At 69.1% G+C, this 26,851-nt stretch carries 28 protein-coding genes; 6 read left to right on the top strand and 22 right to left on the bottom strand.

The window, feature by feature from the left end:
* Positions 1 to 31: 31 nt before the first annotated feature.
* Complete coding sequence (locus AB0M51_RS09995) at positions 32 to 970, bottom strand: tyrosine recombinase XerC (RefSeq protein ID WP_344188128.1); 939 nt, start codon at positions 968 to 970, stop codon at positions 32 to 34.
* 136 nt (positions 971 to 1,106) lie between these two features.
* On the opposite strand from AB0M51_RS09995, the gene AB0M51_RS09990 reads away from it, so the two are divergent.
* Together AB0M51_RS09990 and AB0M51_RS09985 are read left to right on the top strand one after the other, a co-directional pair.
* A complete protein-coding gene (locus tag AB0M51_RS09990; protein ID WP_363748797.1) occupies positions 1,107 to 2,741 on the top strand; it encodes an amino acid permease in 1,635 nt (544 codons plus the stop codon).
* A 20-nt stretch (positions 2,742 to 2,761) separates the two neighbouring features.
* The gene (locus AB0M51_RS09985; protein ID WP_344188130.1) at positions 2,762 to 3,550 is read left to right on the top strand and encodes a phosphotransferase; all 789 of its coding nucleotides are present in this window, start codon (positions 2,762 to 2,764) and stop codon (positions 3,548 to 3,550) included.
* Positions 3,551 to 3,577: 27 nt separating this feature from the next.
* On the opposite strand, the gene dprA is transcribed toward AB0M51_RS09985, so the two are convergent.
* The 14 genes from dprA to AB0M51_RS09915 all read right to left on the bottom strand — a co-directional run bounded on the left by dprA (position 3,578) and on the right by AB0M51_RS09915 (position 15,060).
* Positions 3,578 to 4,837 carry a DNA-processing protein DprA gene (dprA, locus tag AB0M51_RS09980; protein WP_363748795.1) on the bottom strand — a complete coding sequence of 420 codons (1,260 nt, stop codon included), beginning with the start codon at positions 4,835 to 4,837 and terminating at the stop codon, positions 3,578 to 3,580.
* Positions 4,834 to 6,411: a YifB family Mg chelatase-like AAA ATPase gene (locus AB0M51_RS09975; protein ID WP_344188132.1), complete on the bottom strand. Its 1,578-nt coding sequence runs from the start codon at positions 6,409 to 6,411 to the stop codon at positions 4,834 to 4,836. The genes dprA and AB0M51_RS09975 overlap by 4 nt, the downstream gene beginning before the upstream one ends.
* Positions 6,411 to 6,767, bottom strand: coding sequence for a YraN family protein (locus AB0M51_RS09970; RefSeq protein ID WP_344188133.1), 357 nt, complete (start codon positions 6,765 to 6,767; stop codon positions 6,411 to 6,413). The genes AB0M51_RS09975 and AB0M51_RS09970 overlap by 1 nt, the downstream gene beginning before the upstream one ends.
* Positions 6,768 to 6,843: 76 nt before the next feature.
* Positions 6,844 to 7,167: a DUF2469 domain-containing protein gene (locus tag AB0M51_RS09965; protein ID WP_012922325.1), complete on the bottom strand. Its 324-nt coding sequence runs from the start codon at positions 7,165 to 7,167 to the stop codon at positions 6,844 to 6,846.
* Positions 7,157 to 7,864 (bottom strand): ribonuclease HII, encoded by a 708-nt coding sequence (locus AB0M51_RS09960; RefSeq protein WP_344188134.1) that lies wholly within the window; start codon positions 7,862 to 7,864, stop codon positions 7,157 to 7,159. The genes AB0M51_RS09965 and AB0M51_RS09960 overlap by 11 nt, the downstream gene beginning before the upstream one ends.
* Before the next feature lie 216 nt (positions 7,865 to 8,080).
* Entirely contained in the window at positions 8,081 to 8,854 is a 774-nt protein-coding gene (gene lepB / locus AB0M51_RS09955; protein WP_344188135.1) for a signal peptidase I, read from the bottom strand.
* Entirely contained in the window at positions 8,851 to 9,480 is a 630-nt protein-coding gene (gene lepB, locus AB0M51_RS09950) for a signal peptidase I (protein ID WP_344188136.1), read from the bottom strand. Before lepB (AB0M51_RS09950) ends, lepB (AB0M51_RS09955) begins: the two co-directional genes overlap by 4 nt.
* Positions 9,481 to 9,625: 145 nt before the next feature.
* On the bottom strand, positions 9,626 to 9,985 hold the full coding sequence (gene rplS / locus AB0M51_RS09945) for a 50S ribosomal protein L19 (RefSeq protein ID WP_344188137.1): 360 nt from the start codon (positions 9,983 to 9,985) through the stop codon (positions 9,626 to 9,628).
* A 172-nt stretch (positions 9,986 to 10,157) separates the two neighbouring features.
* The gene (trmD, locus tag AB0M51_RS09940; RefSeq protein ID WP_344188139.1) at positions 10,158 to 11,354 is read right to left on the bottom strand and encodes a tRNA (guanosine(37)-N1)-methyltransferase TrmD; all 1,197 of its coding nucleotides are present in this window, start codon (positions 11,352 to 11,354) and stop codon (positions 10,158 to 10,160) included.
* Complete coding sequence (rimM, locus tag AB0M51_RS09935) at positions 11,344 to 11,886, bottom strand: ribosome maturation factor RimM (protein WP_344188140.1); 543 nt, start codon at positions 11,884 to 11,886, stop codon at positions 11,344 to 11,346. Before rimM ends, trmD begins: the two co-directional genes overlap by 11 nt.
* Positions 11,887 to 12,002: 116 nt before the next feature.
* Complete coding sequence (locus AB0M51_RS09930; protein WP_131292053.1) at positions 12,003 to 12,254, bottom strand: RNA-binding protein; 252 nt, start codon at positions 12,252 to 12,254, stop codon at positions 12,003 to 12,005.
* A 5-nt stretch (positions 12,255 to 12,259) separates the two neighbouring features.
* The gene (gene rpsP / locus AB0M51_RS09925; protein ID WP_344188141.1) at positions 12,260 to 12,760 is read right to left on the bottom strand and encodes a 30S ribosomal protein S16; all 501 of its coding nucleotides are present in this window, start codon (positions 12,758 to 12,760) and stop codon (positions 12,260 to 12,262) included.
* 178 nt (positions 12,761 to 12,938) lie between these two features.
* Positions 12,939 to 14,282, bottom strand: coding sequence for a 6-phospho-beta-glucosidase (locus AB0M51_RS09920; protein ID WP_344188143.1), 1,344 nt, complete (start codon positions 14,280 to 14,282; stop codon positions 12,939 to 12,941).
* Between the two features lie 25 nt (positions 14,283 to 14,307).
* A complete protein-coding gene (locus AB0M51_RS09915; protein WP_344188144.1) occupies positions 14,308 to 15,060 on the bottom strand; it encodes a DeoR/GlpR family DNA-binding transcription regulator in 753 nt (250 codons plus the stop codon).
* A gap of 126 nt (positions 15,061 to 15,186) precedes the next feature.
* On the opposite strand from AB0M51_RS09915, the gene AB0M51_RS09910 reads away from it, so the two are divergent.
* Positions 15,187 to 16,146: a carbohydrate kinase family protein gene (locus AB0M51_RS09910; RefSeq protein WP_344188145.1), complete on the top strand. Its 960-nt coding sequence runs from the start codon at positions 15,187 to 15,189 to the stop codon at positions 16,144 to 16,146.
* Here AB0M51_RS09910 and AB0M51_RS09905 read toward each other — a convergent pair.
* Positions 16,112 to 18,223 (bottom strand): caspase family protein, encoded by a 2,112-nt coding sequence (locus AB0M51_RS09905; protein ID WP_344188146.1) that lies wholly within the window; start codon positions 18,221 to 18,223, stop codon positions 16,112 to 16,114. The genes AB0M51_RS09910 and AB0M51_RS09905 overlap by 35 nt on opposite strands.
* 1 nt (position 18,224) lies before the next feature.
* On the bottom strand, positions 18,225 to 18,608 hold the full coding sequence (locus AB0M51_RS09900) for a hypothetical protein (protein ID WP_344188147.1): 384 nt from the start codon (positions 18,606 to 18,608) through the stop codon (positions 18,225 to 18,227).
* A gap of 143 nt (positions 18,609 to 18,751) precedes the next feature.
* On the opposite strand from AB0M51_RS09900, the gene AB0M51_RS09895 reads away from it, so the two are divergent.
* Genes AB0M51_RS09895 through AB0M51_RS09885 form a run of 3 tightly spaced genes read left to right on the top strand, consistent with a single transcriptional unit; the run spans position 18,752 to position 21,160 of the window.
* A complete protein-coding gene (locus AB0M51_RS09895; protein WP_325037628.1) occupies positions 18,752 to 18,946 on the top strand; it encodes a hypothetical protein in 195 nt (64 codons plus the stop codon).
* A 21-nt stretch (positions 18,947 to 18,967) separates the two neighbouring features.
* Positions 18,968 to 20,317 carry an SPFH domain-containing protein gene (locus AB0M51_RS09890; RefSeq protein WP_344188148.1) on the top strand — a complete coding sequence of 450 codons (1,350 nt, stop codon included), beginning with the start codon at positions 18,968 to 18,970 and terminating at the stop codon, positions 20,315 to 20,317.
* 60 nt (positions 20,318 to 20,377) lie between these two features.
* A complete protein-coding gene (locus tag AB0M51_RS09885) occupies positions 20,378 to 21,160 on the top strand; it encodes a peptidoglycan DD-metalloendopeptidase family protein (protein WP_344188149.1) in 783 nt (260 codons plus the stop codon).
* Positions 21,161 to 21,204: 44 nt separating this feature from the next.
* Here the strand turns inward: AB0M51_RS09885 and AB0M51_RS09880 are convergent, their stop codons facing one another.
* From AB0M51_RS09880 to AB0M51_RS09860, 5 genes are all read right to left on the bottom strand, one after another.
* The gene (locus AB0M51_RS09880) at positions 21,205 to 22,308 is read right to left on the bottom strand and encodes a S1 family peptidase (protein ID WP_344188150.1); all 1,104 of its coding nucleotides are present in this window, start codon (positions 22,306 to 22,308) and stop codon (positions 21,205 to 21,207) included.
* An 86-nt stretch (positions 22,309 to 22,394) separates the two neighbouring features.
* Positions 22,395 to 23,033, bottom strand: a complete 639-nt coding sequence (locus AB0M51_RS09875; RefSeq protein WP_344188151.1) for a response regulator transcription factor — start codon at positions 23,031 to 23,033, stop codon at positions 22,395 to 22,397.
* Positions 23,024 to 24,256, bottom strand: coding sequence for a histidine kinase (locus tag AB0M51_RS09870; protein WP_344188152.1), 1,233 nt, complete (start codon positions 24,254 to 24,256; stop codon positions 23,024 to 23,026). The genes AB0M51_RS09875 and AB0M51_RS09870 overlap by 10 nt, the downstream gene beginning before the upstream one ends.
* A 61-nt stretch (positions 24,257 to 24,317) precedes the next feature.
* Entirely contained in the window at positions 24,318 to 25,640 is a 1,323-nt protein-coding gene (locus AB0M51_RS09865; RefSeq protein ID WP_344188153.1) for an N-acetylmuramoyl-L-alanine amidase, read from the bottom strand.
* A gap of 107 nt (positions 25,641 to 25,747) precedes the next feature.
* On the bottom strand, positions 25,748 to 26,836 hold the full coding sequence (locus AB0M51_RS09860; RefSeq protein WP_363748785.1) for an amidohydrolase family protein: 1,089 nt from the start codon (positions 26,834 to 26,836) through the stop codon (positions 25,748 to 25,750).
* Between the last annotated feature and the right edge of the window lie 15 nt (positions 26,837 to 26,851).

Below are 26,851 nucleotides of genomic sequence, written 5' to 3'. Positions count from 1 at the left end.
ACGCGGGTCGGGCGGTGCGTCGGGCGGTGGGTCAGGCTCTTGGATGCGCTTGCTGGTAGGCCTGTCGCAGGCGGTCGGTGGAGACGTGGGTGTAGATCTGCGTGGTCGCCAGCGATGCGTGACCGAGCAGTTCCTGCACGCTGCGCAGGTCGGCCCCGCCCTCCAACAGGTGCGTGGCCGCGGTATGCCGGAGCCCGTGCGGCGCCAGGTCAGCGTCGACGACAGCCACCCGCTGGTGCACCATCCGCCGTACCGTCCGCTGGTCGATCCGGCCGCCGCGCGCACCGAGGAACGCCGCCGGCCCGCTCCCCTCGCGCACGAGCTTCGGCCGGGCCTCGGCCAGCCACCGCTCGATCGCCTGTCCGGCCGGCACGCCGTACGGCACCGACCGCTCCTTGCGCCCCTTGCCGAACACCCGGACGACGCGCCGCGACCGGTCGATGTCGTCGACGTCGAGGGAGCACAGCTCGCCGACCCGGATCCCGGTGGCGTACAGCAGCTCCATGATCGCGAGATCGCGGAGTCCGACCGGGCTGCCGTCGTCCGCGGCGACCGCGGCGGCGTCGAGCACCGTCCGGGTGTCTGCCTGGCCGAGGACCCCTGGCAACGTCTTGTGCGCTTTCGGGCTGGCGAGCAACGCTCCGGGATCCGTGCTGATCCGCCCGGTCCGCTGCGCCCAGCCGGTGAACACCCTTGCGGCGGTCGCCCGGCGGGCCATCGTGCTGCGGGATTTCCCCAGACTTTGCTGTTTGGCCAGCCACGACCGCAGACCCCGGATGTCGAGGCCCTCGAGATCATCGTGACCAAGCCGAATCAAATGTTCGAGTAAATCGGACACATCTCCGATGTAGGCTCTCACCGAGTGAGTGCTGAGGTCTCTTTCCGCCGTCAGATGCCTTTCGTAGTCAGCAAGTAACACAGCGAAACCTTCCGGCCAGGAACGGTTTCCACTGACTTCGTCCGGCGTCATACCTCGACGATGCGTGAGGCGACCCGGCACTGCAAGTCACCGCGCGGAGGCCGAGAAGAGGAGGTCTGGTCGATAGCCCAACGGTCGACTACTGTTCGGCCCGATTGCCCTAGTAGCAACGGAGGCACCCCTGACCATGGCCCCCTCAGCGAACGGACAGACCGTAGGCCGGCGTTTGCCGGTCGAGTCGGCGTTCACTCGAGTCGAGGACGCACGGCACCGTCTGCCGCGGCTGTTCGGTCGTCGCGACCTGGTTGTACTCGGCCTGGGCGTGATGATCGGCTCCGGCATCTTCAGCATCAGCGGCGTGCAAGCGGCGAACGTGTCCGGACCGGCAGTGATCCTGTCGTTCGTGATCGCCGCGATCGTCTGTCTGCTGGCCGCGGCCTGCTACGCCGAACTGTCGTCGACGATCCCGGTCTCGGGCAGTGCGTACACGTTCAGCTACGTGACGTTCGGCGAGATGTGGGCATGGCTGGTCGGCTGGGCACTCGTCCTCGAACTCGTCACCGCGGCGGCGATCGTCGCACGCGTCTGGTCGGCGTACTTCCTCGCCACACTTGACGGGTTCGGCGTCACGCTGCCGAGCGGTATCGCGCAGTTCTTCGGGCCCGAGGCCAAGGTCAACCTGGTCGCCCCGCTGCTGCTACTGATCCTCACCGCGCTGATCGTGACCGGCACCAAGCTGTCCTCGCGAGTGCTGACGATCGTCGTGATCGCGAAGGTCGCGGTGATCCTGCTGGTCGTGGTCGTCGGCGCGACCCACATCAAGATGGAGAACTACCACCCGTTCATCCCGCCGGCCCGGGCAGCGCCCGCGATGGCGGATCCGACGGTGCTGGGCTGGATCCTGGACACCTCGTTCGGTTCGTTCGGGATGATGGGCATCTTCACGGCGGCGAGCACGATCGTGTTCGCCTACATCGGGTTCGACCTCATCGCGACCGCGTCCGAGGACGCGCGCAGCCCGCGCAAGACCGTGCCGCAGGGCATGCTGCTCGGCGTCGGAGCGGTGACGATCCTCTACATCGCGATGGCCGTCGTCCTGGTCGGCATGCGCCCGTACGGTCAGCTCGGCGGCAAGGCCCCGGTCTCCGAGGCCCTCGCCTCGGTCGGTGTCGGCTGGGCCGCGAAGGTCGTCAACGTCGGCGCCCTGCTCGCGCTGATGACCGTGATCATGGTGGTGCTGATCGCCCAGAGCCGCGTGCTGTTCAACATGGGCCGCGACGGCCTGCTGCCGAAGAGCCTCGGCAGGGTCAGCCGCGTGTACTCCTCCCCCGCCCGCGCCGCGGCCGCCGCCGGCGTCGCCGCGCTGGTGCTCACGCTTTACCCGAAGGTGCTGGACCTCGAAGAACTGCTGGTTATCGGCGCCCTGTTCTGCTTCGCGTTCTGCGCGGTCGGCGTACTCCGCCTGCGCCGCACGGAGCCCAACCTGGAGCGTGGCTTCCGGGTCCCGATGGTCCCGCTGATCCCGCTGCTCTCGCTGGCGGCGACCGTCTGGCTGATGCTCAACATGAAGACCGGCACCTGGGTCAAGTTCCTGATCTGGATGGGCATCGGGATCGCGATCTACGGCCTCTACGGCCGCTGGCACAGCCGCCTGGCCAACGAGGACAGCTGGGACTTCGACCTGGGCGACACCGACCCTGGCACCGGCGGCCTCCAAGTCATCCGCACCGATCGCGACCACTCAACCGAGCTCCGCGCCATCCGCACCCCTCCCGACCAGCAGCCCCCCAAGTCCAACCGCGGCAAACACATGCGCAACTAGAGGCCCGTCAAGCTTCTGGAATGGCCGAGCAGCAGCTGGATGGCGGGATCGCGAACGCTGGCCAGGTCGTTCGTGCCGGTCCGCATGTTCTTCGTCCGTCGAGTCTGTACTCGGGATCTGTCCACGCATTCCTGCGGGCAGTGAAGGACGCTGGATTCGACGGTGCCCCGATGCCGGTCGGCATCGACGAGGACGGCCGCGAGCGTCTCGTGTTCATCGAGGGCGAGGTGCCTGTGGCGCCCTATCCGGAGTGGAGCCAGTCCGACGCCGCGCTGGCCTCCGTCGCCAGGCTGCTGCGCGGACTGCACGACGCCGCACGTGAGTTCGATCCTCAGGGTCTCAGCTGGAACGAGGGTCTCGCCGACCCCGCGGGCGGAACTGTGGTCTGCCACAACGATGTGGAGCTCTCGAACGTCGTCTTCCGTGACGGAATCGCCGTTGCGCTGCTCGACTTCGAGTTCGCCGCCCCTGGCCGCCCCGTCTACGACCTCGCCCAGCTCGCCCGCCTCTGTGTACCGATCGAGGACGACTTCGACCAGCACCGGATCGGCTGGTTGCCCGCCGACAGGGCGGCACGGCTACGACTCGTTGCCGACGCCTACGGGCTGGAGCCGGGTGGCCGCGCAGAATTGCTGACCGCCGTCACCGATGCCTTGACCCGCATCGAAGCGGCCGCGCGACGCAGCATCGCTGCGGGCGGCTCGAACACCGTCGCGATGCTGAGCCGGAGGGGAGGCATCGAAAAGTTCGACCGCCGACGCCACTGGTGGAGCGCCCATTACCACCAATTCGCCGCCGCCCTGCTTTGACTTGACCGTCACCCGTTGGCCGGAGCTCTAGGTTGGTGTTGGGGGTGGGAGGCGCCAGCCGGTTGGGGTCTGGGTTATCAGGGTCAGGGCCGCGAGGGTTCTGAGGGAACGTTCGGTGGTGGGGAGGTCGAGGCCGGCGGTGGTGGCGATCCGGACGGCCGGGGCGGGGGTCTGGACCGGGACGGCGTCGAGGGTGCGTTGGACGTCGGGGCTCAAGGTGTCGGTGATGGTTTGCGGGGCTCGCGGAGGCGGGGCGAGGCCGGTGCCGAGCGGGGACGTTGCCTCGATGATGTCGGCGACGTTGGTTGCCAGGACCGCGTTGCGTTCGCGGACCAGCAGGTGGCTGCCTGCCGACATGCGGGACGTGACCGGGCCGGGGACGGCGAGGACTGTACGGCCGCATTGCTCGGCCCAGCCGGCGGTGTTGAGGGCGCCGCTGCGGACGGCTGCCTCGATGACCACGGTGCCTTGGGCAACTGCCGCGATCAGGCGGTTGCGGGCCAGGAAGCGGAGCTTTGTCGGTGCGCACCCGGGTGGAAGCTCGGCGACGACGAGGCCGTCCTCGGCGATGCGGCTGAGAAGCGCCGCGTTGCGTTTCGGGTAGCTGACGTCGACCCCGCAGGCCAGGACCGCGATCGTCAGTCCGGCAGCGGACAAGGCGCCACGGTGTGCGGCGGCGTCGATGCCGTACGCGCCACCGGAGACGATCGTGACGCCGTTGTCCGCGAGGCCGGAGGAGAGCTCGGCTGCCACGTGTTCGCCGTACGACGAGCAGGCGCGGGAGCCGACCATGGCGACGGCGCGCGACACGGCGCGGCGGAGGTTGGCGCGGCCGCGGACCCAGAGGCCGAACGGTACGCCGGCGCGCCGGGACAGCTGGCCTGCCTCGTGCAGGACGTCGATCTGCTCGGGCCACTCGTCGTCGCCGGGAATCACGAAGCGGGCTCCGACGGCGGTGGCACGTTCGAGGTCGCGGTGTGGGTCGGCCGTGGCGAGGCGGGTGGACCAGCGCTCGTCCTCCGGTCTGTTGTGGTGCAGGCGGTCCCAGATCTCCTGCGCGGACAGGCCGTCGAAGGCCTTCAGCGCGGCGAGATCCCCTGGCTCGATGACACGGCACAGGCCGACCCGGGCCAGGCGTTCCTGATCTCCATTGCCGTCGGCAACCACCGTGGTCGTCCCCGGGCCGAATCCACCACTGCCGGCGCCTCCGGATCCGGCTTCCCGCGCGCCGAGCTCGATGGTGGGCGTTGTTGCGAGGGTCCTTTTGAGGGTCGCGGCGTGGGTCATGGCGTGGGTCCTTTGAGGGGGCGGTGGTCGGTGAGCGGCGTCAGGGTGTGGCCGGAACGGAGCTGGAAAGCTTCGTGGGTGTGCTCGACCGTGGGGATGTCGCGGCCGGCCAGGTCGGCCAGGGTCCACGCGAGGCGGACCACTCGGTCGAAGCCGCGGGCGGTCAGGCGGCCGGCGGTGTAGTGCGCCTCGAGAAGCTGCTGGCCGGCGTCGTCGAGCGGATACTCGCGGCGCAGGACCGGGCCGGGGATCTCGCTGTTCAGGGTCCAGGCCGTGTTGCGGTAGCGGTGTGTCTGGCGGTCGCGGGCGGCTTGGACCCGGGCGGCCACGACGGCAGTCGACTCGGCCTGCTCGCCGGTGGCGGTGGTGCGGGCCGCTGGCAGGATCTGGCGCTGGATGTCCAGGCGGTCCTTGATCGGACCGCTGATCCGCTGCCGGTAGCGCGCGAGCACCTGTGGAGTGCAGTTGCAGACGCCCTGCTCGGTGCCGGCCAGACCGCACGGGCACGGGTTGGCGGCCAGCACCAGCATGAAGCGCGCCGGGAACTTGGCGACCGCCGCTGCCCTATGGACCTCGACGAAACCGGACTCGAGCGGCTGACGCAGCGTGTCCAGCGTCAGCGGGTGCATCTCCGGCGCCTCGTCGATGAACAGGATGCCCCGGTGTGCGCAGCTGATCGCGCCCGGGCGCGGGACACCCGATCCGCCGCCGACCAGGCTAACCAGCGATGCCGTGTGGTGCGGAGCGATGAACGGCGGTCGGACCACCAGTTCGGCGTCGTTCGTCAGCAGGCCGGCGAGCGAGTGCACGGCGGAGACCTCCAGCGAGTCGTCGGTACTCAGCTCGGGCATCAGGCCGGCCAGCCGCTCGGCGAGCATGGTCTTGCCGGAACCCGGCGGGCCGTGCAGGAACAGGTGATGACCGCCGGCCGCCGCGGCCTCGATCGCCCGGCGGCCTTCGTGCTGGCCGATGATGTCCTCGAGATCGACCGACGGGACCCGGATCAGCGACTCCGACACCAGCCGTGGCTCGGCCCGTGGCGGCGCCTCCTCGGGCACCTCGACCCCGCGGAGCAGCGCCAGCACCTGCCGCAGCGAGCGAGCGCCGTACACCTGGATACCGGGGACGAGGCGGGCCTCGCCGACGTTCAGGTCGGGGACGACGATGCGGTCGAAGCCTGCGCGGGACGCGGCCAAGGTCATGGCGAGTGCGCCGCGGACCTCGCGGATCCGGCCGTCGAGGCCGAGCTCGCCGATGATCGCGGTCCGGCGGAGGGCGCCCGGGTCGACGGCGCCGGCGGCCGTGAGCAGTGACAGCGCGATCGCGACGTCGTAGTGCGAGCCCGTCTTCGGCAGCGTGGCCGGTGACAGGCCGATCGTGACCTTGCGGTCGGGGAACCGCTCACCGCTGTTCACCACCGCGGCGCGGACGCGGTCGCGGGCCTCGGACAGCGAGGCGTCCGGAAGGCCGATCAGGGTGGTCTTCGGCAGGCCCTGGGCGATGTCGGTCTCGACCTCGACGAGGTGACCCTCCAGCCCGACCAGCGCCACCGACCAGGTCTGCGCGAGCGCCATCAGACAGCACCCCGGACATGGTCGACACGCGGCGGCGTGTTGTTGTCGAAGAGGATCGAGATGACGTCGATCCGGATCTCCGCCGGTCTGAGGTCATGCGCCTGTAACCAGCGCCCGGCGAGCCTGCGCAGCGTCGCCAGCTTCCGATAGGTGATTGACTCCGCGGGGCTGCCGTAGCCCAGCCCGCGGCGGGTCTTCACCTCGCAGACGACGAGTGTGTTCCCCTCGCGTGCCACGATGTCGATCTCGCCGAACTCGCAGCGCCAGTTGCGCTCGAGCACGGCGAAGCCGGCTCCGCTGAGATACCTCGCGGCGAGATCCTCGCCGTACCGTCCGACGGTGTTCTTGGTCCGCATCGCTGACCACCTCCGACAATGAAGATGCCGGGATCAGGCCAGCGGAACGGACCTCAGTTTCCGCCTGTGGACAACGTCAGCGACCGAAGTCGGAGTCCTTCGGGACCTCGAGGTCGGACTTCGCGAGCTCTTCGATGTTGACGTCGCGGAAGGTGACCACCTTCGCGTTCTTCACGAAGCGGGCCGAACGGTAGACGTCCCAGACCCACGCGTCGGCCATCGTGACCTCGAAGTACACGTCGCCGCCCTCGGTGCGGACCTTCAGGTCGACCGCGTTGCACAGGTAGAAGCGCCGTTCGGTCTCGACGACGTACTTGAAGATCCCGACGACGTCCTTGTACTCCCGATAGAGCTGGAGCTCCATATCGGTCTCGTACTTCTCAAGGTCGTCAGCGCTCATACAGGCTCTCCACTCCGGTGGGACTGGTCACATTCTGTCCCATGTCGGGCCGCAGACTGCGGCGGACATTCTCGAACCGCCGTCGATGTTGTGGGCACGGGCCGTATTCGTCCAGCGCCGCCTGGTGTTCCGGGGTGCAGTAACCCTTGTGGATCCCGAACCCGTACTGCGGGTACTCCTTGTCCCAGTGCTCCATCACCCGATCCCGGGTCACTTTGGCGATCACGGACGCGGCTGCGATGCAAGCCGCCACGCGGTCACCCTTCCAGATCGCCAGTCCCGGTACGCCGAGGCCGTCGACCGGGAAACCGTCGGTGAGGACGTACTCCGCCCGGACGTCGAGCCGGAACAGCGCCCGGCGAAGTGCTTCCACGTTCGCCACGTGCATGCCGAGCCGGTCGCACTCGGGTGCCTCGATCGCCACCACCGACCAGGCCAGTGCCCGCTGCCGGATCTGCTCGTAGCACCGCTCCCGGGCCTTCGCGGTCAGCAGCTTGGAGTCGGCCAACTCCGGGATCTGGCCGCGCTTGCCGTCCGGCAGGATCACCGCCGCGGCCACCAGCGGGCCCGCACACGGCCCACGACCCGCCTCGTCGACGCCGGCGATCGGATCCAGGCCGACGCGTCGCAGCGCCCGCTCGTACCCGTACAGCCCGGCGTCCCGCCGTACCGTGCTCCCGCGCGGCAGCGCACTCATCCAACCCTCCGCATCACACAACTCACCCTAGAGCACGGCTCCCGATCTCACGCCGTAGCGAGGAGGTGCTCGGTGCGGTAGCTCGGCGTGCGGGGGCGAAGGGGTCGATGCGGAGCATCGTTCCCTTCACACCCGTGCGGCGAGATGCCGTGCCGAGTGCCCCGCAGTAGGCGTGGGATCGGGAGCCGTGCTCCGAGCGCCAAGGGGGACAGTGCGTCACTTGGGCGGTGGTGTCAGGGATATCGAGGGTTTGTCCGGCGCGGGGCCGGGGGCCGGGACCGATTTGAAGGTGTCGGGGACGCCGAGCTTGGCCCAGCGGTTGGCCGGCCAGACGACCGCGATCGCCCGTCCGGTGACCTTGTCGAGCGGCACGAACGCCGCGTCGCCCTGGTTGCCGCCGTTCGCGTCCAGGTCCTGCAGGTGCACCCGGGAGTCCCCGGACGCGGACCGGTGGTCACCCATCACGAAGATCCGGCCGGCCGGGACGGTCACCTGGAAGTCCATCTGGGACGGGGCATCCCCGGGATACAGGTAACTGGTCTCGTCCAGTGGCTGGCCGTTGACCAGGATCCGGCCCTTGGCGTCACAGCAGGCGACCTTGTCGCCCGGCATGCCGATCAGGCGCTTGATCAGGTGGCCGTGGCTGGAGTCCGGCAACAGCCCGACGATCTCGAAGAACCGGCCGATCGAGCCGCGCTTCTGGCCGCTCTCCTCCCCGACCAGCCAGCCGCCCGGGTCCTCGAACACGACCACGTCGCCGCGCTTGACGTCGGTGAGCTTCTCCACCACGACCCGGTCACCGACCAGCAGGGTGTTCTGCATCGACTCGCTCGGGATGATGAACATCTGCCCGACGAACGCCCGCAGGATCGACGAGACGATCAGCGCGCCGACCACGATCAGCACGAACTCGCGGGCGGCCGCCGCGAAACCGGAGCGGTGGGCGGGTTTGCCGTCCTTGGTGTCCGTCTTGGTCGGTGTATCGGTCACTTCTTCAGCCCCGGCTTCTTGAAGGTATCCGGAGGACGCAGCATGGTCATCCGGTCAGAGGGCCAGATTATGCAACAGGCCCGGCCAACCACATTCTCGACCGGCACGAATCCGCCGCCAGGCCCGCCCATGTGGGCGCGTGAGTCGGCCGAGTCGGCCCGGTTGTCGCCCATTACCCACAGGTGTCCGGCCGGCACCAGCACGTTGAACGGGTACTCCGACGGCTTGGCGTCCTTGAGCAGGTACTCCCGCTCGTCGAGCGCGATACCGTTGACGGTGATCTGGCCCTGCTTGTTGCAGCAGATCACCCGGTCGCCGCCGATGCCGATCACCCGTTTCACCAGGTGACCTTCGCCGCTGCGCGGCAGGATGCCGACGAACTCACCGATCCGGCGCAGCGTGCCCGGCTCGGTCGGCGCCTCGTTCAGCCAGTTGGCCGGGTCCTTGAAGACGACGATGTCACCGCGCTGGACGTCGCGGTGCATGTAGCTGACCTTCTCGGCGAGGATCCGGTCGTCCTTGGTCAGCGTGTCGTACATCGACTCGGACGGGACGTAGAACGCCTCGGCGACGAACAGCCGGAGGACCACCGTGATGACGAGCGCGAGCACCGTGACGGTGCTCATCTCGACGAGCAGGCTGAGCAGCGGGTTCCGCTGCTTCAGCCTACGATGCCGCCCTTTGCTGCGACGTGCCCTCTTGGATACCGGGCGAGGGCGAGCGCGAGTCGCAGTGCTCGGCGCCATCGGTGACCGTCGTCGTTACGCGGCGTCAGGAGGCCGGTACTTCGCGCTTCTCCTTGATCTTCGCCGCCTTACCGCGCAGCTCGCGCAGGTAGTACAGCTTGGCGCGGCGGACGTCGCCGCGGGTGACGACCTCGATCTTCTCGACGATCGGGGTGTGCAGCGGGAAGGTCCGCTCGACGCCGACGCCGAAGCTGACCTTGCGGACTGTGAAGGTCTCCTGCAGGCCACCACCCTGGCGCCGGATCACGACACCCTTGAACACCTGGACGCGGGACCGGTTGCCTTCGACGACCTTCACGTGCACGTTCACGGTGTCACCGGCGCGGAAGGCCGGGAGGTCGTCACGCTTGCTCGCGTTGTCGAGCTCGTTCAGGATCTTGCTCATCTTCAGGTGTCTCTTCCTCGCGCGTGCCACAGGTCACCCACGAATCTCGGTGGTGATGAAGTCATCAGAAGGCTGCCGGTCGGTGGTCACCCCCTGTGGCAGGAGCACCGAAGGGCAGCAGCAGACAATCTTGCCACACGCCCCACACCGTGACGAAATCCGCCCGGGCGGGCTACTTACGGCGACGGCGCTTGGCCAGGTACACCAGCTCGACCTTGGGTGTCTGAGCCTTCCGGCCGACCTCCCGGTAGCCGGCCTTGCGGTAGAGCGCCAGGTTCCGGTCGCTCGCGGCGCCGGTGTTCAGCGTGTACGACGTGACGCCCGCCGGAGCCAGCTGCTCGGCGGCCCGCAGGAGGCGCATCCCGAGGCCGCGGCGTTGCCAGTCGGGGGCGACGACGAGCCGCTCGATGCTGCCCACGTCACCGTCGACGCCGAGTTGCACCGAGCCGACGATGCGGCTGCCCGCAACCGCCTTCAGCACGGTGAAGCGCTCCAGCCGGTCCGCCGTTCCGGCGAGGTCCTCGGTGAGCGGCGGGATGCTGTAGTCGTCGTACAGGCGTCCCTCGAACAGGAAGGCGGCGAGCTGGAGAGTATGGATCTCGCCGGCATCGGCCGCTGTCGCGGGCAGGATGCGCACACCTTCGGCGCCGTCCTGATCGGACAGTACGTCGCCCCACGCCGCCAGCAGATCCGGCCGGCGTTCCGCGGTACGGCGTACCGACTGCTCGTGACGCCACTCCGCGATCAGGCCGTGGTTCCCGGAGAGCAGGACCTCCGGTACGTCGTACCCGCGCCAGGCGGGGGGCTTCGTGTAGACCGGGTACTCGAGCAGGCCGTCGCCGGAGTGCGACTCCTCCGCCAGAGACTCCGGGTTGCCGATCACGCCCGGCAGCAGGCGGGCGACGGCCTCGACCATCACGAGTACGGCGACCTCGCCGCCGTTCAGCACGTAGTCGCCGATGGAGACCTCGTCGACACGCATCCGCTCCGCCGCGTACGACGCCACGCGCGCGTCGATGCCTTCGTACCGGCCACAGGCGAACGCGAGCCAGGGCTCGGCGGCCAGCTCATAAGCGAGCTCTTGAGTGAACGGGCGACCAGCAGGCGTCGGAACGATCAACCGGGGCTGCGTAGGTCCGTCAGCCGGCGCCAGGGCGTCCAGCGCCTGACCCCAGGGCTCGGGCTTCATCACCATGCCGGCTCCCCCGCCGTACGGGGTGTCGTCGACGGTCCGGTGCCGGTCGTGGGTCCAGTCACGGAGATCGTGCAGGTGGACGTCCAGCAGGCCGCTCTTGGCCGCCTTGCCCACCAGTGAGACGTCCAGCGCGGCCAGGTACTCCGGGAAGATCGAGACGACGTCAAGCCTCATCGGTCGGGACCACCTCGGCGCCCTCCGGGTCCAGGAGGCCGGGCCGGTCGGCCACGACGACGTACTGCTTGTCGACGTTGATCTCCGGGACGAGCTCCTCGACCAGGGGCACCATCACCACGTTGCCCGCCGTACGGCGGATCTCGAGCAGGTCCTGCGCCGGCAGGTGGACGACGTCGACGACCTCGCCGACGTCCGTGCCGTCGGTGGTCCGTACCGTAAGGCCGACGAGGTCGCGGTCGTAGTACTCCTCCGGGTCCTCCGGGCGCTCGTCGTCGTCGACCTCCGACTGGACGAACAGGTTCCGCAACTGCTCCGCGGCGGTCCGGTCCGGCACCTCGGCGAACTTCACCAGCAGTCGCCCGCTGTGCCAGCGGCTCGCGGCCACCGTCAGGGTCCGGGACACCTTGGCGTTCGTCACGACGACCGCACCGTCCGCGAACCGGCGATCCGGCTCGTCGGTCCGCACGTCGATCCCGACCTCGCCCTTGATCCCGTGCGCCCGGCCGATCCGCCCGACTGTCACCAGCACCTGCACAACTCCTTCTGTCAAGCGTCACTGCACAAAATGTCTACCGAGAGTGTGCACCTCAAGCAAACGAAGGGCCGCACCCCAGACCGGGTGCGGCCCCTCTTGGACTGCTGAGCTCAGCGGCGCGGGCGCCGGTTGAACTCGTCGACGAAGTCGATGCGCAGCGAGGACTCGGAGCTGAGGGCGCCGACGACGGTGCGGATCGCGGTGGCGGTCCGGCCGTTGCGGCCGATCACCTTGCCGATGTCGTCGGGGTGGACGTGCACCTCGAGGGTGCGGCCACGCCGCAGGTTCCGGGCCCGGACGCTGACGTCGTCGGGGTTGTCCACGATGCCTCGGACCAGGTGCTCGAGCGCCTCGGTCTCCATCATCGTCAGGCCTCGGTGGTCTCGGCCGCAGCCTCGTCGGCCTTCTCGGCAACAGCCTCGTCAGCCTTCGGAGCCTCCTCGGCCTTGGGGGCCTCGGCGGCGTCGTCCTTCTTCTCGGCCTTCTTCGCCGTCTTCTTGGCGGTCACGGCCTCGGTCTTCAGCGAGCCGTGGGCCTCGGCCAGCGCCTCGTTGAAGATCTCCTGCTTGTCCCGCTTCGGCTCGGCGACCCGCAGCGGCGCCGGGGCGTCCAGGCCCTTGAACTTCTGCCAGTCGCCGGAGGCCTTGAAGATCGCCTCGACGGCCTCGCTCGGCTGCGCACCGACGCCCAACCAGTACTGCGCCCTGTCCGAGTCGACGCGGATGAACGACGGCTCGGTCTTCGGGTTGTAGATCCCGATCTCCTCGATCGCCCGGCCGTCCCGCTTGGTGCGGGCGTCCATCACGACGATGCGGTAGTGCGGGGTGCGCTTCTTGCCGATGCGCTTCAAACGGATCTTGACTGCCACTTTTGGGTGGTCTCCCTTGGAAATTACAGACTGGGTGAGCAGCGCAACGCGTCGTGGGGACAACGCCTGACAACTCGAACGGGCCGCACCGGGAACGTGGAGTTAGAGGGCTGCACGAAACCTGGACGGACTCAGCCTGACATTGTGCCAGATCCCACACCGTGGACACCAATCGGCCTCAGCCGCGCAAGTACTCCAGGTCCGGGAGCTGTTCGACGTACCCGTCCAGTAGTTCGCGGGCGACGTTCACCGAGTCGACCAGGGGGTGCCACGCGAACGCCCGTACGGCGGTGTCGCGGGAGCCCGAGGCGGCCGCCGCGATCGTGGTCCGCTCGACGGCCTTCACCGAGCAGACGAGGCCCGCCTGGTGGTCGGTGAGCTGGGAGACCGCCACGGGCAGTGCACCGTTGGCGTCGACCGTGCACGGGATCTCCACGACGGCGTCGTCGTCCAGGTGCCGCAGTACGCCCCGGTTGCGGACGTTGAGGATGAGCGACGCGCGTTCGTTGTGCCCGATCGCCCGCATCAGCGACAGAGCCACCTGCTCGTAGCCGCCCGCGGCCATGTCGCGCTCGTCCCGCTCCCCCGCGTCCGCGATCTCCCGGCTTTCCACCATGTACGTCGACTCACGCTCGGCGCGGGTCTTCTGCCACAGGTCCAGCGCTTGGTCCGGGTGCTGCCCGGTCTCGGCGTAGAACGCGGACTGCTGGTCCAGCAGGAACGCCCCGCGCGTCTGCCGAACCGCCGACACCGCGGCGAGCGTCTCGCGCGCGAAGTAGTAGTAGTGCAGGTACTCGTTCGGGATCGAGCCGATCGAGCGGAGCCATTCCGCGCCGAACAGCCGGCCTTCCTCGAAGGAGCTCAGCGCCTCGGCCGACCGCAGCAGGTCGGGCAGCCGGTCGACGCCGCCGGACTTCAGACCCCGGAGCCAGCCGAGGTGGTTGAGGCCGGCGTAGTCGTAGAACGCCGTCGCCGGGTCGACGCCCAGTGCCAGCGCGGCGCGCCGCCCGAGTCCTGAGGGCGAGTCGCAGATGCCGATCACCCGGTCACCCAGGAACGGGATCATCGCCTCGGTCACCATGCCGGCCGGGTTGGTGAAGTTGATCGTCCAGGCGTCCGGGGCGACAGCCGCGATGCGCTCGGCGATCTTCCGGGCGACCGGAACGGTCCGGAGACCGTAGGCGATGCCTCCGGCGCCGACCGTTTCCTGGCCGAGGACGCCGAGTCCGAGGGCGACGCGTTCGTCGACGGTCCGGCCGTCGAGGCCGCCCACGCGGATGGCGGAGAAGATGAAGTCGGCACCGCGGAGCGCCTCGTCGAGGTCGGTCGTCTCCGTCACGACGGGTGGTTCGGCGGCGGCCGCCGCCTGCTGGCGGAGTACCGCGCCGATCGCCGCGAGGCGGGTCCGGTCGGTGTCGTACAGCATCACGTCGGTGATCCGGCCGGGGCCGTGGTCGCCGAGCAGCGCGTGGTACACGAGCGGGACCCGGAACCCGCCGCCACCGAGAATCGTCAGTCGCACAGCAACACCCCCTGGATCAGCCTGTTCACGCCAGAACCACCTGCACTCCCGCCTCCGCCAGTTGGGCCCGGGTCGCCTCGTCGGCGCCGGACTCGGTCACCACCATGCTCAGTTCCCCCGGCTCGCACACCCGCGCCACCCCGTGGCCCGGGAACTTGGTCCGGTCCGCCAGCAGCACGACCCGGTCCGCGGCGCTGATCATCGCCCGCTTCACCGGCACCTCGATCATCGTGCTGTCCATCACCCGGCCGTCGGGGCGGACGCCACTGGTGCCGAGAAACAGCCAGTTGACGTGGATCTGCCGCAGGCTCTCCTCGGTCAAGTATCCGACCAGCGACCGGTAGCTCCGCCGGACGAACCCGCCCAGCACGATCAGCTCGATCTGCTCGTCGTTCTCCAGCTCCTCCAGTACGGCGAGGTTGCTGGTGACGACCGTCAACGAACGCCCGTGGAGGTGCTGCGCCACCCGGAGTGCCGTCGTACCGATGTCGAGCAGCACGGACTCGCCGTCGGTGATCAGCTCTGCCGCGCGGCGGGCGATCCGGTCCTTCTCCTGGGCCCGTACGGCGTTCACATCCGCGAACGGCTGGTCGCACCCGTCGACCGCGAGCGCGCCCCCGTACACCCGGGTCAGCCGGCCTTCGGCGTGCAGCTGCTCGAGGTCGCGGCGGATGGTCGCCTCACTGACGCCGAGCCTCTCGGCAAGCACTTTCACGCCGCCGGCACCGTCGACCCGGAGTGCGCGGACGATCTGATCCTGTCGCTGCTTCGGCAACACACACTGACCGTATCACGCAAACTTTGTCATTCTCAGTCACAGTTGTGAGCAGGTATTGCGGATCCTGCGCACACGATTCAAGATTCACGCACGAGTTTGATCGACCACGCAGGAGTGTGGCTGCGGATGTATGAACTGGACGTCGTGGTGTCTGGGTTGGTCTTCCAGGACCTCGTGCTTGGCCTGCCGACGGCGCCGCGGCCCGGGACCGAGGTCTGGGCGACCGGTTCGCACGAGAGCCCCGGCGGAATCGCGAACTTCGCGGTCGCGCTCGCCCGGCTCGGGTTGCGCACCGGGATGGCCGCCGCGTTCGGCGCCGACGACCTCGGCGACCGGGTCTGGGCCAGACTGAGTGCCGAGGGCATCGACCTCGGCCTGTCCCGCAAGCTCCCGGACTGGCCGACGCCGCTCACCGTGGCCCTTGCCTACGACAACGACCGGGCGCTGGTCACCCGCGGCACGACTCCCCCGCTGTCCGCCGACGATCTGATCACCTCCGCGCCGTCCGCCCGCGCGGTCGCCGCCCACATCGGCCCGTGGCCCAACGCGTGGCTGGCCAAAGCGAAGGCGGCGGGCAGCACGGTGTTCGCGGACGTCGGTTGGGATCCCAGCGAGCGGTGGGATCGCGCCGTACTCGATCAGCTCGAGCACTGCGACGTGTTCCTGCCGAACGCGGACGAGGCCATGCACTACACCCGCACGGACACTCCGGAGCAGGCGATCCGCCGGCTGGCGGAAAAGGTGCCGCTGGTCGTCGTGTCGAACGGCGCCGCCGGTGCCGTCGCGCTCGACGCGGGCAGCGGCGAGTACGTCGACGTGCCGGCGTATCCGGTCCCGGCGGCGGACACCACCGGGGCGGGTGACGTGTTCGCCGCCGGTTTCATCGCCGGAACCCTCTGGAAACTGCCGCTGGAGCAGCGGGTGCGGTTCGCCGCGCTCACGGCGGCGATCTCGGTGACCAGGCTCGGCGGCGCGGACGCCGCGCCGCGCTGGGCAGACCTCGCGGCCTGGCAGCACGCCAACCCCGACAACCACCAACTGGAAGCGCTCATCAAGGGTGCGACGGAAGGCGACGTCCGGGGATGAGAACACCGGCGGCCAGCAACACGTTGCCCATCAGGTAAACAAGGAACACCGGCACCAGGTGCCCTTGGGTCCACGTTGGTATTGCCCCGATCGCGCCAAGCACTGCGAGCGTCAGCGTGGCTGCGGTGAGCCAAGCCCGCCGTGCAGCGTCTACGGCTGCCAGAGCAGACCATGCGAGCACGAGGGTGACCAGGGGCTCCAGCAAGAACAGTGGGGTCACTGTCAGCAGCGAGTACCCACTGGAGTCCCGAATCGACAGGCCTACGACCAGAAGCAAGCCACCGGCAACAACCACGGCGGCGGGTAGGGGCTTGACGGGACGCAACGGCCAGGTGCGTGGTCGCTGCGTCAGCATGAGTACGACGACCAGTGTGACTGTGACCCCGACAGTGACAGCCCATGCGCTGGTCTCGTCCGCGCTGATGCCCCCGCCGAGAATCACCAGACCGTACTCGAGCAGTGAGATCACGCAGCCGACCACCACACCGAGGGCCGGCGCACCGACCGATCGCAGGAGTGGTGAAGCCAGAACAGCCACGAACGAGGCGAGGATCGCTGGGTCGGCCCACGTGCGGTAGAGGTACCAGCCGGTGGGATCGGGGTCGTACCAGAGCTTCCGGGAGTCCGTAGAGCCAGGCCAGTTCACCAGCACGAGGAAGGCGGCGGCCAGAACCAGTACAGCGACCAGCCACCACGGCTGTGTCGTTGCTTCCACGGCCGCCTCCTGCGTCTTCTGCTCGATGTGCGGAGGTTCGGAAGACGAGGGCGTCGGTTCGGGTGACGGGGGCCGCGGTTCGGGATGCGGGGGTGGGCGCTCGGCAGCGCTGTCCCGGGTGGTGACCCGGTTGGCGACCCGGACCGGGATGCTGAGGTCCGTGGTGGGACCGGTCAGCAGGAGCGCGGTCGCGGTGCCGGGCGCCGGCCCGGGCTCGCCGGCCTGGACGCGGATCAGCGATCCGTCCTGCTCGACCGTCAGCCAACTGTCGGCGGCGGACGCGACCGCGGTCAGCGCGAGCGGCGGTCCGTCCAGCCGTGCCTCGGCCGCGCCCGCACCGTCGAGGGTCAGCTCCGGCGGCGTGACCTTCGGTACGGCGCTTGTGATCGCGGCCGCGGCGGCTTCGGAGACCTTGCGGCTGTCGTCGAGCGTCATCCGGTGCAGCGCCTGCCAGGCTGCGTACGCCTGCCCGAGGTCGGCGTCGGAGAGCCGCTCACGCAGGTAGTCGACCACTCCGAACCTTGCTGCCGGCAACGGACTCTCCATCGCCTCGACCAGTTCGGACGCCAGCGGCGCTGCGGTGATCCGGCGGATCCGGCTGCGAGCGATCAGCAGTTCGCCCTGGGACCCGAAGGTCCACATCTGCGGGTTCTGGTTCGGCGTCACCCGGCGCACTTTGTCGGTGACGAAGCCGACCAGCTCGGTGAGGCCGACCCAGCCGTCGCCGTCGCGGTCCGCCTCGCCTGTCGTCAGACCCTCGACCACGGCGCCCGTGAACACCGACGGAGCAGGGGCGGCCCCGGTGGTCAGCTGCCCGCCTTCGAACGCGTACTCCATCGCGCTGGACGCGGTGATCACCACGCGCCCACGGCCGCCGCCGACATCGGCCTGGCGGGCGAACGCGTCCTGCACCTGGGCCTCACCGGCCGCGCGGACCACCATGCCGCGCGGGAACGCGCCGCCGTAGCAGCAGTCCAGGAACAGCGCGATCCGTTGTGCCCTGCTGTCGGCCATCTGCCGGTTGACGAAGTCCGCGGCCACCGCGGTCGAGGCGAGCCGGGACGGCCGGGTGTCCGCGACCGCGAGGTACAGCTCGCCGGAAGCGTTCTTCAGTCCGTGGCAGGAGAAGTGCAGCAACAGCAGGTCTTCCGGCACGCGGTCGGCGAAGAAGTCCTCGACCGCGACGCGGATCGCCTGCGCCGACGCGTTCCGCAGTACCTCGACCTCGAAGCCGCCGACCGCCGGATCGGCAAGCACCTCGGCCAGTGCGGCGGCATCCTGAGCCGGCGCGACCAGCCGCCGCAGGCCGGGATCGTCGTACTGGTCGTTGGCCACCACGAGCGCGACCCGCGAGCCGCTCATGTCAGGCATCCACTCCGGTGTGCCGGCGTACGAAGGCGTCGACGAGCTGTTGCTGCATCTCGCCAGTGGCTCCGGTCAACTCGATCACGTCACCGTCGACGGTGAGCTTCACCGTCCGGTTCGCCCCACCGCGGCGCACCCACTCCCGGATCACCACGATCACGGAGCCGAGCGCCTGTAATCCCGGTGCGAGCGAGACACTCAGCAACCCGGCGACCGCGGCCAGGCCGCCCTTCGAGCCTTCCGGCGCATCGCCTTCCTGGTGCGGCTCGACCGCATGGACGTCGAGCAGCAGCAACTCCTGCCGCAGCAGCAGCGCCAGCGTCTCGAGCTGCGCCTCGTCCGCCGCGGTCTCGACGACCTCAACCTGGACGTCCCCGGCCATCGCCCCTCCCCATCCCCCAGGCCGCGCGACCGACACCACCACCATGCGCTCGTGAGCCGCCGATCACAAGGTGCGACCGGCCTCCGGGAGGTGGTCTAGGCTTCGGGGAACTGGAGCAGCCGGAAGTGCGTCGGAGGGGCAAGATGGTAGGCAAGCGGGGGCGGGTCATCGGGCGCATCGCACCCGGGATCGTCGGCGAGGTGATGCTGCCGGTCCGGGGTGCCACCGAGGCCTTCTACGCTTACCCCGCGACCGACGAGGTGCTGGAGGTGGGTACGCAGGTGGTCGTCGTCGACTTCGACCCACCGCGCACCGTCTACGTCGCTCGCGCCCTTTAATTACGTTCCCTTGGAGGGGAAATGCTCTGGACGTACGTAGGCATCGCCGCCGTCGCGGTCGTGGTGCTGCTCATCGTGTTCCGGATGGTCTGGCGGGTGGCGGAGCCGAACGAGGCGCTGATCATCTCCGGCCTCGGCGCGCACTCCAGCAACGAGCAGGTCAACGAGACCCTCGGTTTCAAGATCGTGGTCGGCCGCGGTACGGCGGTGCTGCCGGGCTTCCAGACGGTACGCCGGTTGCCGCTCGACATCCGGGCGACCCCGCTGACCGTGACCTGCGTGTCCAGCCAGGGCATCCCGCTGCACATCAAGGGCGTCACGGCGTACAAGGTCGGTGACGACTACGGCTCGATCGCGAACGCCGCACGGCGGTTCCTGGAGCAGAGCGACGAGCAGGTGATGGGCACCATCCACGAGCTGTTCGCGGGTCACCTGCGGGCGATCGTCGGGTCCACCACGGTCGAGGAGATGCTGCACGACCGGGAGACGCTGACCACGAACATCCGCGGCTCGCTGGCCGGCGACATGGAGAAGCTCGGCCTGGTCGTGGACTCGCTGCAGATCCAGGAGATCGACGACGAGTCCGGCTACATCAAGAACCTCGGCCGTCCGCAGGCCGCCGCGGTCGAGGCCGCGGCCCGGATCGCGCAGGCCGAGCGGGACCGGGAGGCGACCGAGCGCGAGCAGGCCGCCGCCGCGCAGAAAGCCGCGGCGGTCCGGGAGAGCTCGATCGCCCAGGCCGGTTACCAGGCCGAGGTCGACCAGGCGAAGTCGAAGGCGTCGCAGTCCGGTCCGCTGGCCGAGGCGCTGGCCCGCCAGGAGGTCGTGGTCGCGGAGACCGAGACCGCGAAGCTGAACGCGTCGCTGGCCGAGAAGCAGCTGGAGTCGACGGTGCTGAAGCCGGCCGACGCCGAGGCGTACCGGCAGCGCACGCTGGCCCAGGCCAGCCGGGACGCGCAGATCGCGGCCGCCGAGGCGAACGCCCGGGAGGTCCAGCTCCGCGGTGAGGCGCAGGCGAAGGCCACCGAGCTCACCGGTAAGGCGGAGGCGTCGGCCGTGCAGGCGAAGGCGATGGCCGAGGCCGCCGGCATCAAGGCCCGCGCCGAGGCGCTGGCCACGAACACCGAGGCGGTCGTCGCCCAGCAGCTCGCCGAGGCGTACCCGGAGATCGTCACCGCGGCGGCGAGCTCGTTCGACAAGGTCGGCAACATGGTCGTGCTGAACGGCGCGCAGGGCATCGAGGACACCCTGGTGAAGACGATCACGATGGGTGGCTCCGGCTTCGCGCTGGCCAAGCAGCTGATCGACTCGCTGGCGACCAAGAAGGACGAGGCCCCGAAGCTGGAGCCGGTCCCGGACGAGTCGGCCTGACATTTAAGTACAGACGCAAAGCGTTGATCGGTGAGCGGTTCACCGCCGACACTGATCGACATGCCGCCCAGAAGAATCCTCGCAGTACTCGCCTCGCTCCTGCTCGGTGCCGTCGCCCTGGTGGCGGTGCCGACGCAGGCGCAGGCCGCACCGAACTTCAAGGCCCCGTTCCCGTGTGGCCAACGCTGGACCTACAGCCACCACGACGGTGAGGTCCGCCGCGCTCTCGACTTCGTCCGCTCCGACGGCGGGACCACGAACGGTACGCCGGTGCTCGCCTCCGCGGCCGGTACGGCGTACCGCTTCTCGCAGCCCGACGGAGCCGGCAACTACATCGCGATCGAGCACGGTGGCGGCTGGAAGACCTACTACTTCCACCTGTCCGCCTACTCGGTCGCCAACGGCCAGGCTGTCTCGCAGGGCCAGCAGATCGGGGTCACCGGCAGCACCGGGAACTCCACCGGCCCGCACATCCACTACGAGCAACTGCTCAACGGCGTCGGCCAGGACATCGTCATCAACGGCACCGCGCTGGCGTACCCGTCGCAGTACGGCTCGTACAACCTGACCAGCGACAACGGCTGTTCCGGCCCCGGAAAGAACTACATGACCTGGGGCTCCGGCGTGAACGTGCGCTCCGACGCGTACCTGAGCTCGCCCGTCGTCACCACGCTGAGCGGGCCGACCTCCGTGTGGGTGCTCTGCCAGAAGCAGGGCGACACTGTGAACGCCGAGGGGTACACCAACAACTGGTGGTCGAAGCTGCGCGACCAGAACGGCTTCATCAGCAACATCTACATCAGTGATCCGAACGCACAGCTGCCCGGCGTACCACTCTGCTGAACCCTGTGGGATCCCCTTGTGCGCAAGGGGATCCCACAGCCTTGTCAGGCGGTCTGCAGAGTCAGGTGGTAGGTCTGCAGGATCTCGTTGACCGGCTGGAACCACGTCTCGCCGCCGCTGCTGCAGTTGCCCCAGCCGCCGGATGTGACGCCCTGCGCCTGGTCACCGGTGATGAACGAACCGCCGGAGTCGCCGGGCTCGGCGCACACGTTGGTTTTGGTCGCTCCGTAGAACAGCTGGCCGTTGCCGTAGTTGACGGTCTCGTTCTTCGCCAGGATCGTGCCGCAGTGCCAGTGCGACGTCGAGCCGCTGCGGCACACCGACGAACCGATCGGCGCCTCCCACGAACCACGGACGAGCTGGTCGCTCACCTGTCCCCAGCCGAGCACCACGCCGACGTTCCACCAGCCGTAGCCGGTCGACACCCAGGCATAGTCGTTGCCGGGGAACGACCAGCCCTGGAACGAGCCCTGGTCCGATCCGTCCCAGCCGCGCACGATTCCGCTGCGCCCGCAGTGCCCCGCGGTGACGTAGCCGCCGACGACGGAGAAGCCGATCGAGCAGCGGATGTTGCTCACGTAGTACGGGTCACCGCCGACGGTGCCGGCTGCGAAGGTACGGGGCGCCTGGGCGGCGACCTCCTTCACCGTGACGGCACCTGCCGTGGCCAGCTTGGCCACGAACGCGTCAACGGCTTGGGAACGCTTGCCTGCTTGGACGTTGACGACAACGGTGCCTGACTTCGGGTCGGCCGCCCAGCCGCTCACAGCAGCTGGTACTGCCTTACCGGCCAGCTTGTCGACGGCAGCCTTCCGCTGGTTCAGGGCCTTCTCCGATACCGGTACGGCGGTCACCTGTGCACCTGTGGCGCGTACGGCGGCCACGTGGTCCTGGCCGACGATTCCTACGACCAGCTTCTGCGTTGCGGCGTCGTACCAGGCTCCGCCGAAGGCTGTGCCCGCTGCCTTCTGGGCTGCCGGCAAGAGCTTGGCTGCTGACGTCTCGGCTGCCAGGCGTTGCTGCATCTGCTGCTCGTTCAGCCCGAAGTCACGTTGCATCGCGGCAGCCTGGCCGGGGACGGCGAGTGCCTGGGCTGTGGGCGCAGTCAGTGCAGCCGCCGTGAGTACGGCGGCTAGTAGGACCTTCATGAACTCTCCTCACCTAGGGGCGGTTCGGTGGATGAGAGCGCTCTCAGGTCACGAGAGTGGACTAGCGAGGCTGAACCGTCAAGAGTTCACAGGCCGAGGTACGCGAGAACAGCGAGGACACGGCGGTGCCCGGAGTCCGTCGGCGGCAGGTCCAGCTTCAGGAATACGTTGCCGACGTGCTTGTGCACAGCACCGTCGGAAATGAACAGCTTCTCCCCGATGGCGGTGTTGCCGAGGCCCTCCGCCATCAGCGCGAGTACTTCGCGTTCCCGCGGCGTGAGGCGGTCCAGAGGGCTGCTGCGCTTCACCATCAGCTGGCTGACCACTTCCGGGTCCAGGACGGTACCTCCGCCCGCAACCCGTCGTACCGCCTCCAGGAACTCGTCCACACGGGACACGCGGTCCTTGAGGAGGTACCCGACGCCCTCGCTGCCGGCTGCCAGGAGCTCGGCGGCGTAGACCTCCTCGACGTACTGCGAGAACACCAGGACCGGGAGGCCCGGCCGGGTACGGCGGGCCTCGATCGCGGCGCGCAGTCCCTCGTCGGTGAAGGTGGGTGGCAGCCGTACGTCGACGATCGCGATGTCGACCTCGTGCTCGGCGATCGCCTTGGCGAACTCGTCCGCGTCGGTGGTGATCGCGGCGACCTGGAAGCCGGAGTTGTCGAGCAGCAGGCTCAGTCCCTCGGCGAGGATCGGGTTGTCCTCGAGGATGATCACCCGCACGGCAGGATCACCTCGACGCTGGTCGGCCCGCCGATCGGGCTCTGCAACTCCATATGACCGTCGATCGCCCGCACCCGGTGCAGCATGCCATGCAGGCCGCTCCCCCGGCCGAGCAGGTCGCTCTGCTCGCTGATCCGGGCTCCGCCGATTCCGTCGTCGGTGACGGCCAGGTAGAGCTCAGAACCTCGCCGCTCGAGCTGTACGTCGACGTGCCCGGCCGCGCTGTGCTTGGTGACGTTGGTGAGCGATTCTGCGACCACGAAGTACGCGGCGGCCTCTACTGCGGCTGGGACGTCGCCCAGCTGGCCTATGCGCAGTTCGACGGGTAGCGGGCAGCGGGCGGCCAGTGCCGAGACCGCGCCGGCAAGACCGCGGTCAGCGAGGATCGGCGGGTACATGGTGCGCAGGACTCCGCGCAGCTCGGTCATGGCCTGTTCTGCGCCGTCTCTGGCGTCGTCCAGCAGTTTGGCGGCCTTCTCCGGGTCTTCGGCCATCAACTGCTTGGCGACGCCGATGCGCATTGCCAGCGAGACCAGCTGCGCCTGGGTGCCGTCGTGCAGGTCCCGCTCGATGCGGCGCAGTTCGGCACCGTGTGAATCGACCGCGCCGGCCCTGCTCTTCGTCAGCTCTTCCACCCGCTGCTCCAGCCTGGCGGTCTCCAACTGCTCCGCACTCGGCGCGAGCAGCGTCAGCGCCGCCCTGGCATGGGCACGCGCTACCGCAGGTGCTACCCAGCCCAGGAATCCCAGGCTGACCAAGATCTGCACCGGGCCGTTCGTCAGCGCCTCGAACCAGCTGTCCACCCCCACGCCCATCAGGCTGAAGTTGCCTGGGTCAAGCTTCCACAGGAGCATGCCCGCCACAGCAGCAGGTGCGCCGAGGACAGCGAAGACTGCGACGCACAGCTCGGGGATCATGACCACCGGCATCAGCAAGCATTTGAGGCTGCGCCTGAAGGACTTGTCCCGGAACAACGTCACGACGTCCCCGGACTGCCTCGGCAGAGCTGGAGGCAACTCCTCCGCCTGCGGAGCGCCCAGGTACTTCGCAGCGCGGTACCGCTCACTGTTCGCCAACCGCACCAGCCCAGCGGTGGCGCCCGGGATGATCCAGCCCAGCAACAGGCTGATCGGCAGCGCGGCCAGCAACGTGACCGACTTGAGGAACCGCACCATCAGGTACGCCGCAGCCGGACCACCCCGGGACAGAATCTTCGAGAGCATGCCCCTATCTTCCGGCACTCGAGTCCGGAAGGTCGGTACAGCAGGCTCTACCTTTCCCCTTCTAGCAGTCTGGTACGCCGGGGAGCTTGGCGTTCGGGTCGTCGATGTAGATGTTGGTGACGTAACCCTTCTGGTCGCGGAGCTTGGACCACCAGCTGTTGGTGTAGCCGCCGGCGGTGACCGTGTCGCCCTGGACCTGACACTCGACGAACACGCGGGTCGGGCCGGCCAGGGACGTTACGACCGAGGCGGACAGCTTCGGCGCGGAGCGGACGTTCACGCCACTCCCCCAGGTGGTGAAGTTGTACTGCGGCGGGTTCGGGTTGCCGTCGTTCACCAGCTGCATGTAGTAGTCCCAGTTCCAGTTCGGACCGGGGTCGGTGTGGTCGTTGCCGGGCATCTCGCTGTGGCCCTTGATGTGGTCGCGGTCCTTCGGGATGCCTCGCCGGTCGGCGATGTTCTTCACCAGCGCGGCCGATGACCGGTACATCGCGTCGGTGAACCACGACGGCTGGTCGACGTACCCTTCGTGCTCGATGCCGATCGCGTACGGGTTCGCGCTGCGGGCGTGCCACGCGGTGTCCTTCTCGGCCACCATCTGGGTGATCTGGCCGTCGCTGGAGCGCACCACGTAGTGCGCGCTCACCTGCGCCGACGGGTTCTTGAACCAGCTGATCGTCCCGGCGTACGAGCCCTGGGTGACGTGGATGACGATCGTGGTGATCGCCTGCGTCCGGCCGACCTGGTAGTTGCTGGAGCTCGCCGGGTCCCAGCTCGCGCCCGGATAGTCGGCGCCTTGCACCTTCGCGCCGAGCGGCGCGACCTTCGCGTAGGCGCCGCGGTCCGGCGCGACCTGCCGCGGATCGGTCGAGACGCCGGCCGTCCGGACGCCGAGGCCGATCACCTTGTAGACCTCGTCGGTGTACAGCCGGGCGGTCGCCGCGTCGGCGGAGTGCGAGTACTTCGCGATCACGGAGTACCACTCGCCGAGCTCGGAACGGTCCTTCAGGCCGGCCTGGTCGGCGTACGAGTCGAGGACGGCGGCAGCGCCGAGGATGTTCGACGTGTCGTCCTTGGACAGCTTCGCGACCGGCAGCCCGGTCAATTTGCTTGCCTCGGACATCGTTGTGTTCGTGTTGTTCGCGGCGAGATGCATGACGCCGTAGCCGTTGGCCTGGCTGGGCGCACCGTTGTGGCCGTCCAGATGCGTCTCGGCGAAGCCGACGCTCACCAGCACCTCACGCGGTACGTCGTACTTCGCCGACGCGCTCTCGAACGCCGCGGCGAGACTCGACCGGGACGACTGTGCCGCGTTGCTCGGGAGGGCGGTCAGTGCGAGTGCACCGACGCCCAGGAGCGCGGCCAGCTTGGGTACTCGGGACATGGGGCGGTCCTTCCCGTATCTGGTCCGCCGAGGGGCGTCGGCGGTCCCGAGAGCCACGCTAAGGGAAGATCTTCCGCGGAGGCCACCCTCTCAGGAAGATTTTTCCGTCATCGGGAGAAGAGCACGCGTCCACGCAGCGCGATCAGTCGCGGGTGCGTCAGGATCCCCGGATTCGCCCGCGGGTCCTCGTCGTACACGACCAGATCCGCCGGATCGCCCGGGCGCAGCTCGCTCGGCGCACCGAGCCACTCGCGCGCCGCCCACGACCCGGCGGCCAGCGCCTGCTCCCCCGACAGCCCGATCTCGGTCAGCGCCTGGATCTCCTGCGCCACCAGCCCGTGCCCGAGCACCCCGCCCGCGTCGGTCCCCGCATACACCGGCACGCCGGCCTCGAACGCGTCCCGCAACCGCTGCAGCCGGCGCTCGTACAGGTCCGTCATGTGCGCGGCGTACACCGGGAACTTGCCCGCGGCCTGCTCGGCGTACTGCGGGAAGTTCTCCAGCTGGATCAGCGTCGGTACGACGGCCACCTGGCGCTCGGCCATCTCGCTCAGCAGGTCGGGCCCGATGCCCGTACCGTGCTCGAGGCAGTCGATGCCCGCGGCCAGCAGGTCCGGGAGGGCGTGCTCGCCGAAGACGTGCGCGGTGACCCGGGCGCCGAGCTCGTGGGCGCGCGCGATCGCCGCGTCCAGCGCCTCGGCCGGCCAGCACGGCGTCAGGTCGCCGGCCTCGCGGTCGATCCAGTCGCCGACCAGCTTCACCCAGCCGTCGCCCCGGCGGGCCTCCTGCTCGACGTACGCGACCAGCTCCTCAGGCTCGATCTCCCAGCCGTAGTTGCGCAGATACCGCTTCGAGCGGGCGAGGTGCCGGCCGGCCCGGATGATCTTCGGCAGGTCCTCGCGGTCGTCGATCCAGCGGGTGTCGACCGGCGAACCGGCGTCCCGGACCAGCAGCGCGCCCGCGTCCCGGTCGGCGATCGCCTGCTGCTCCTGGGTCTGCTCGTCGACGCCGCCGTGCTGGTCGAGGCCGATGTGGCAGTGCGCGTCCACCAGCCCCGGCACGATCCAGCCGCCCGTGTGCACGGTCGTCACGTCAGCAGCGGCGGGCCGGTCGACGACCAGCCCGCCGCTGAGGTGGATCTCCTGCTGCTCACCGGCCGGCAACACGGTGCCGGCCAGCCTCAGTACACCGGTCATACAGCGACCGTATCT

The organism is Kribbella sp. NPDC051137 (assembly GCF_040682535.1).
Classification (GTDB): Bacteria; Actinomycetota; Actinomycetes; order Propionibacteriales; family Kribbellaceae; genus Kribbella; species Kribbella karoonensis.
This window is presented reverse-complemented; position numbering and strand designations above follow the sequence as displayed.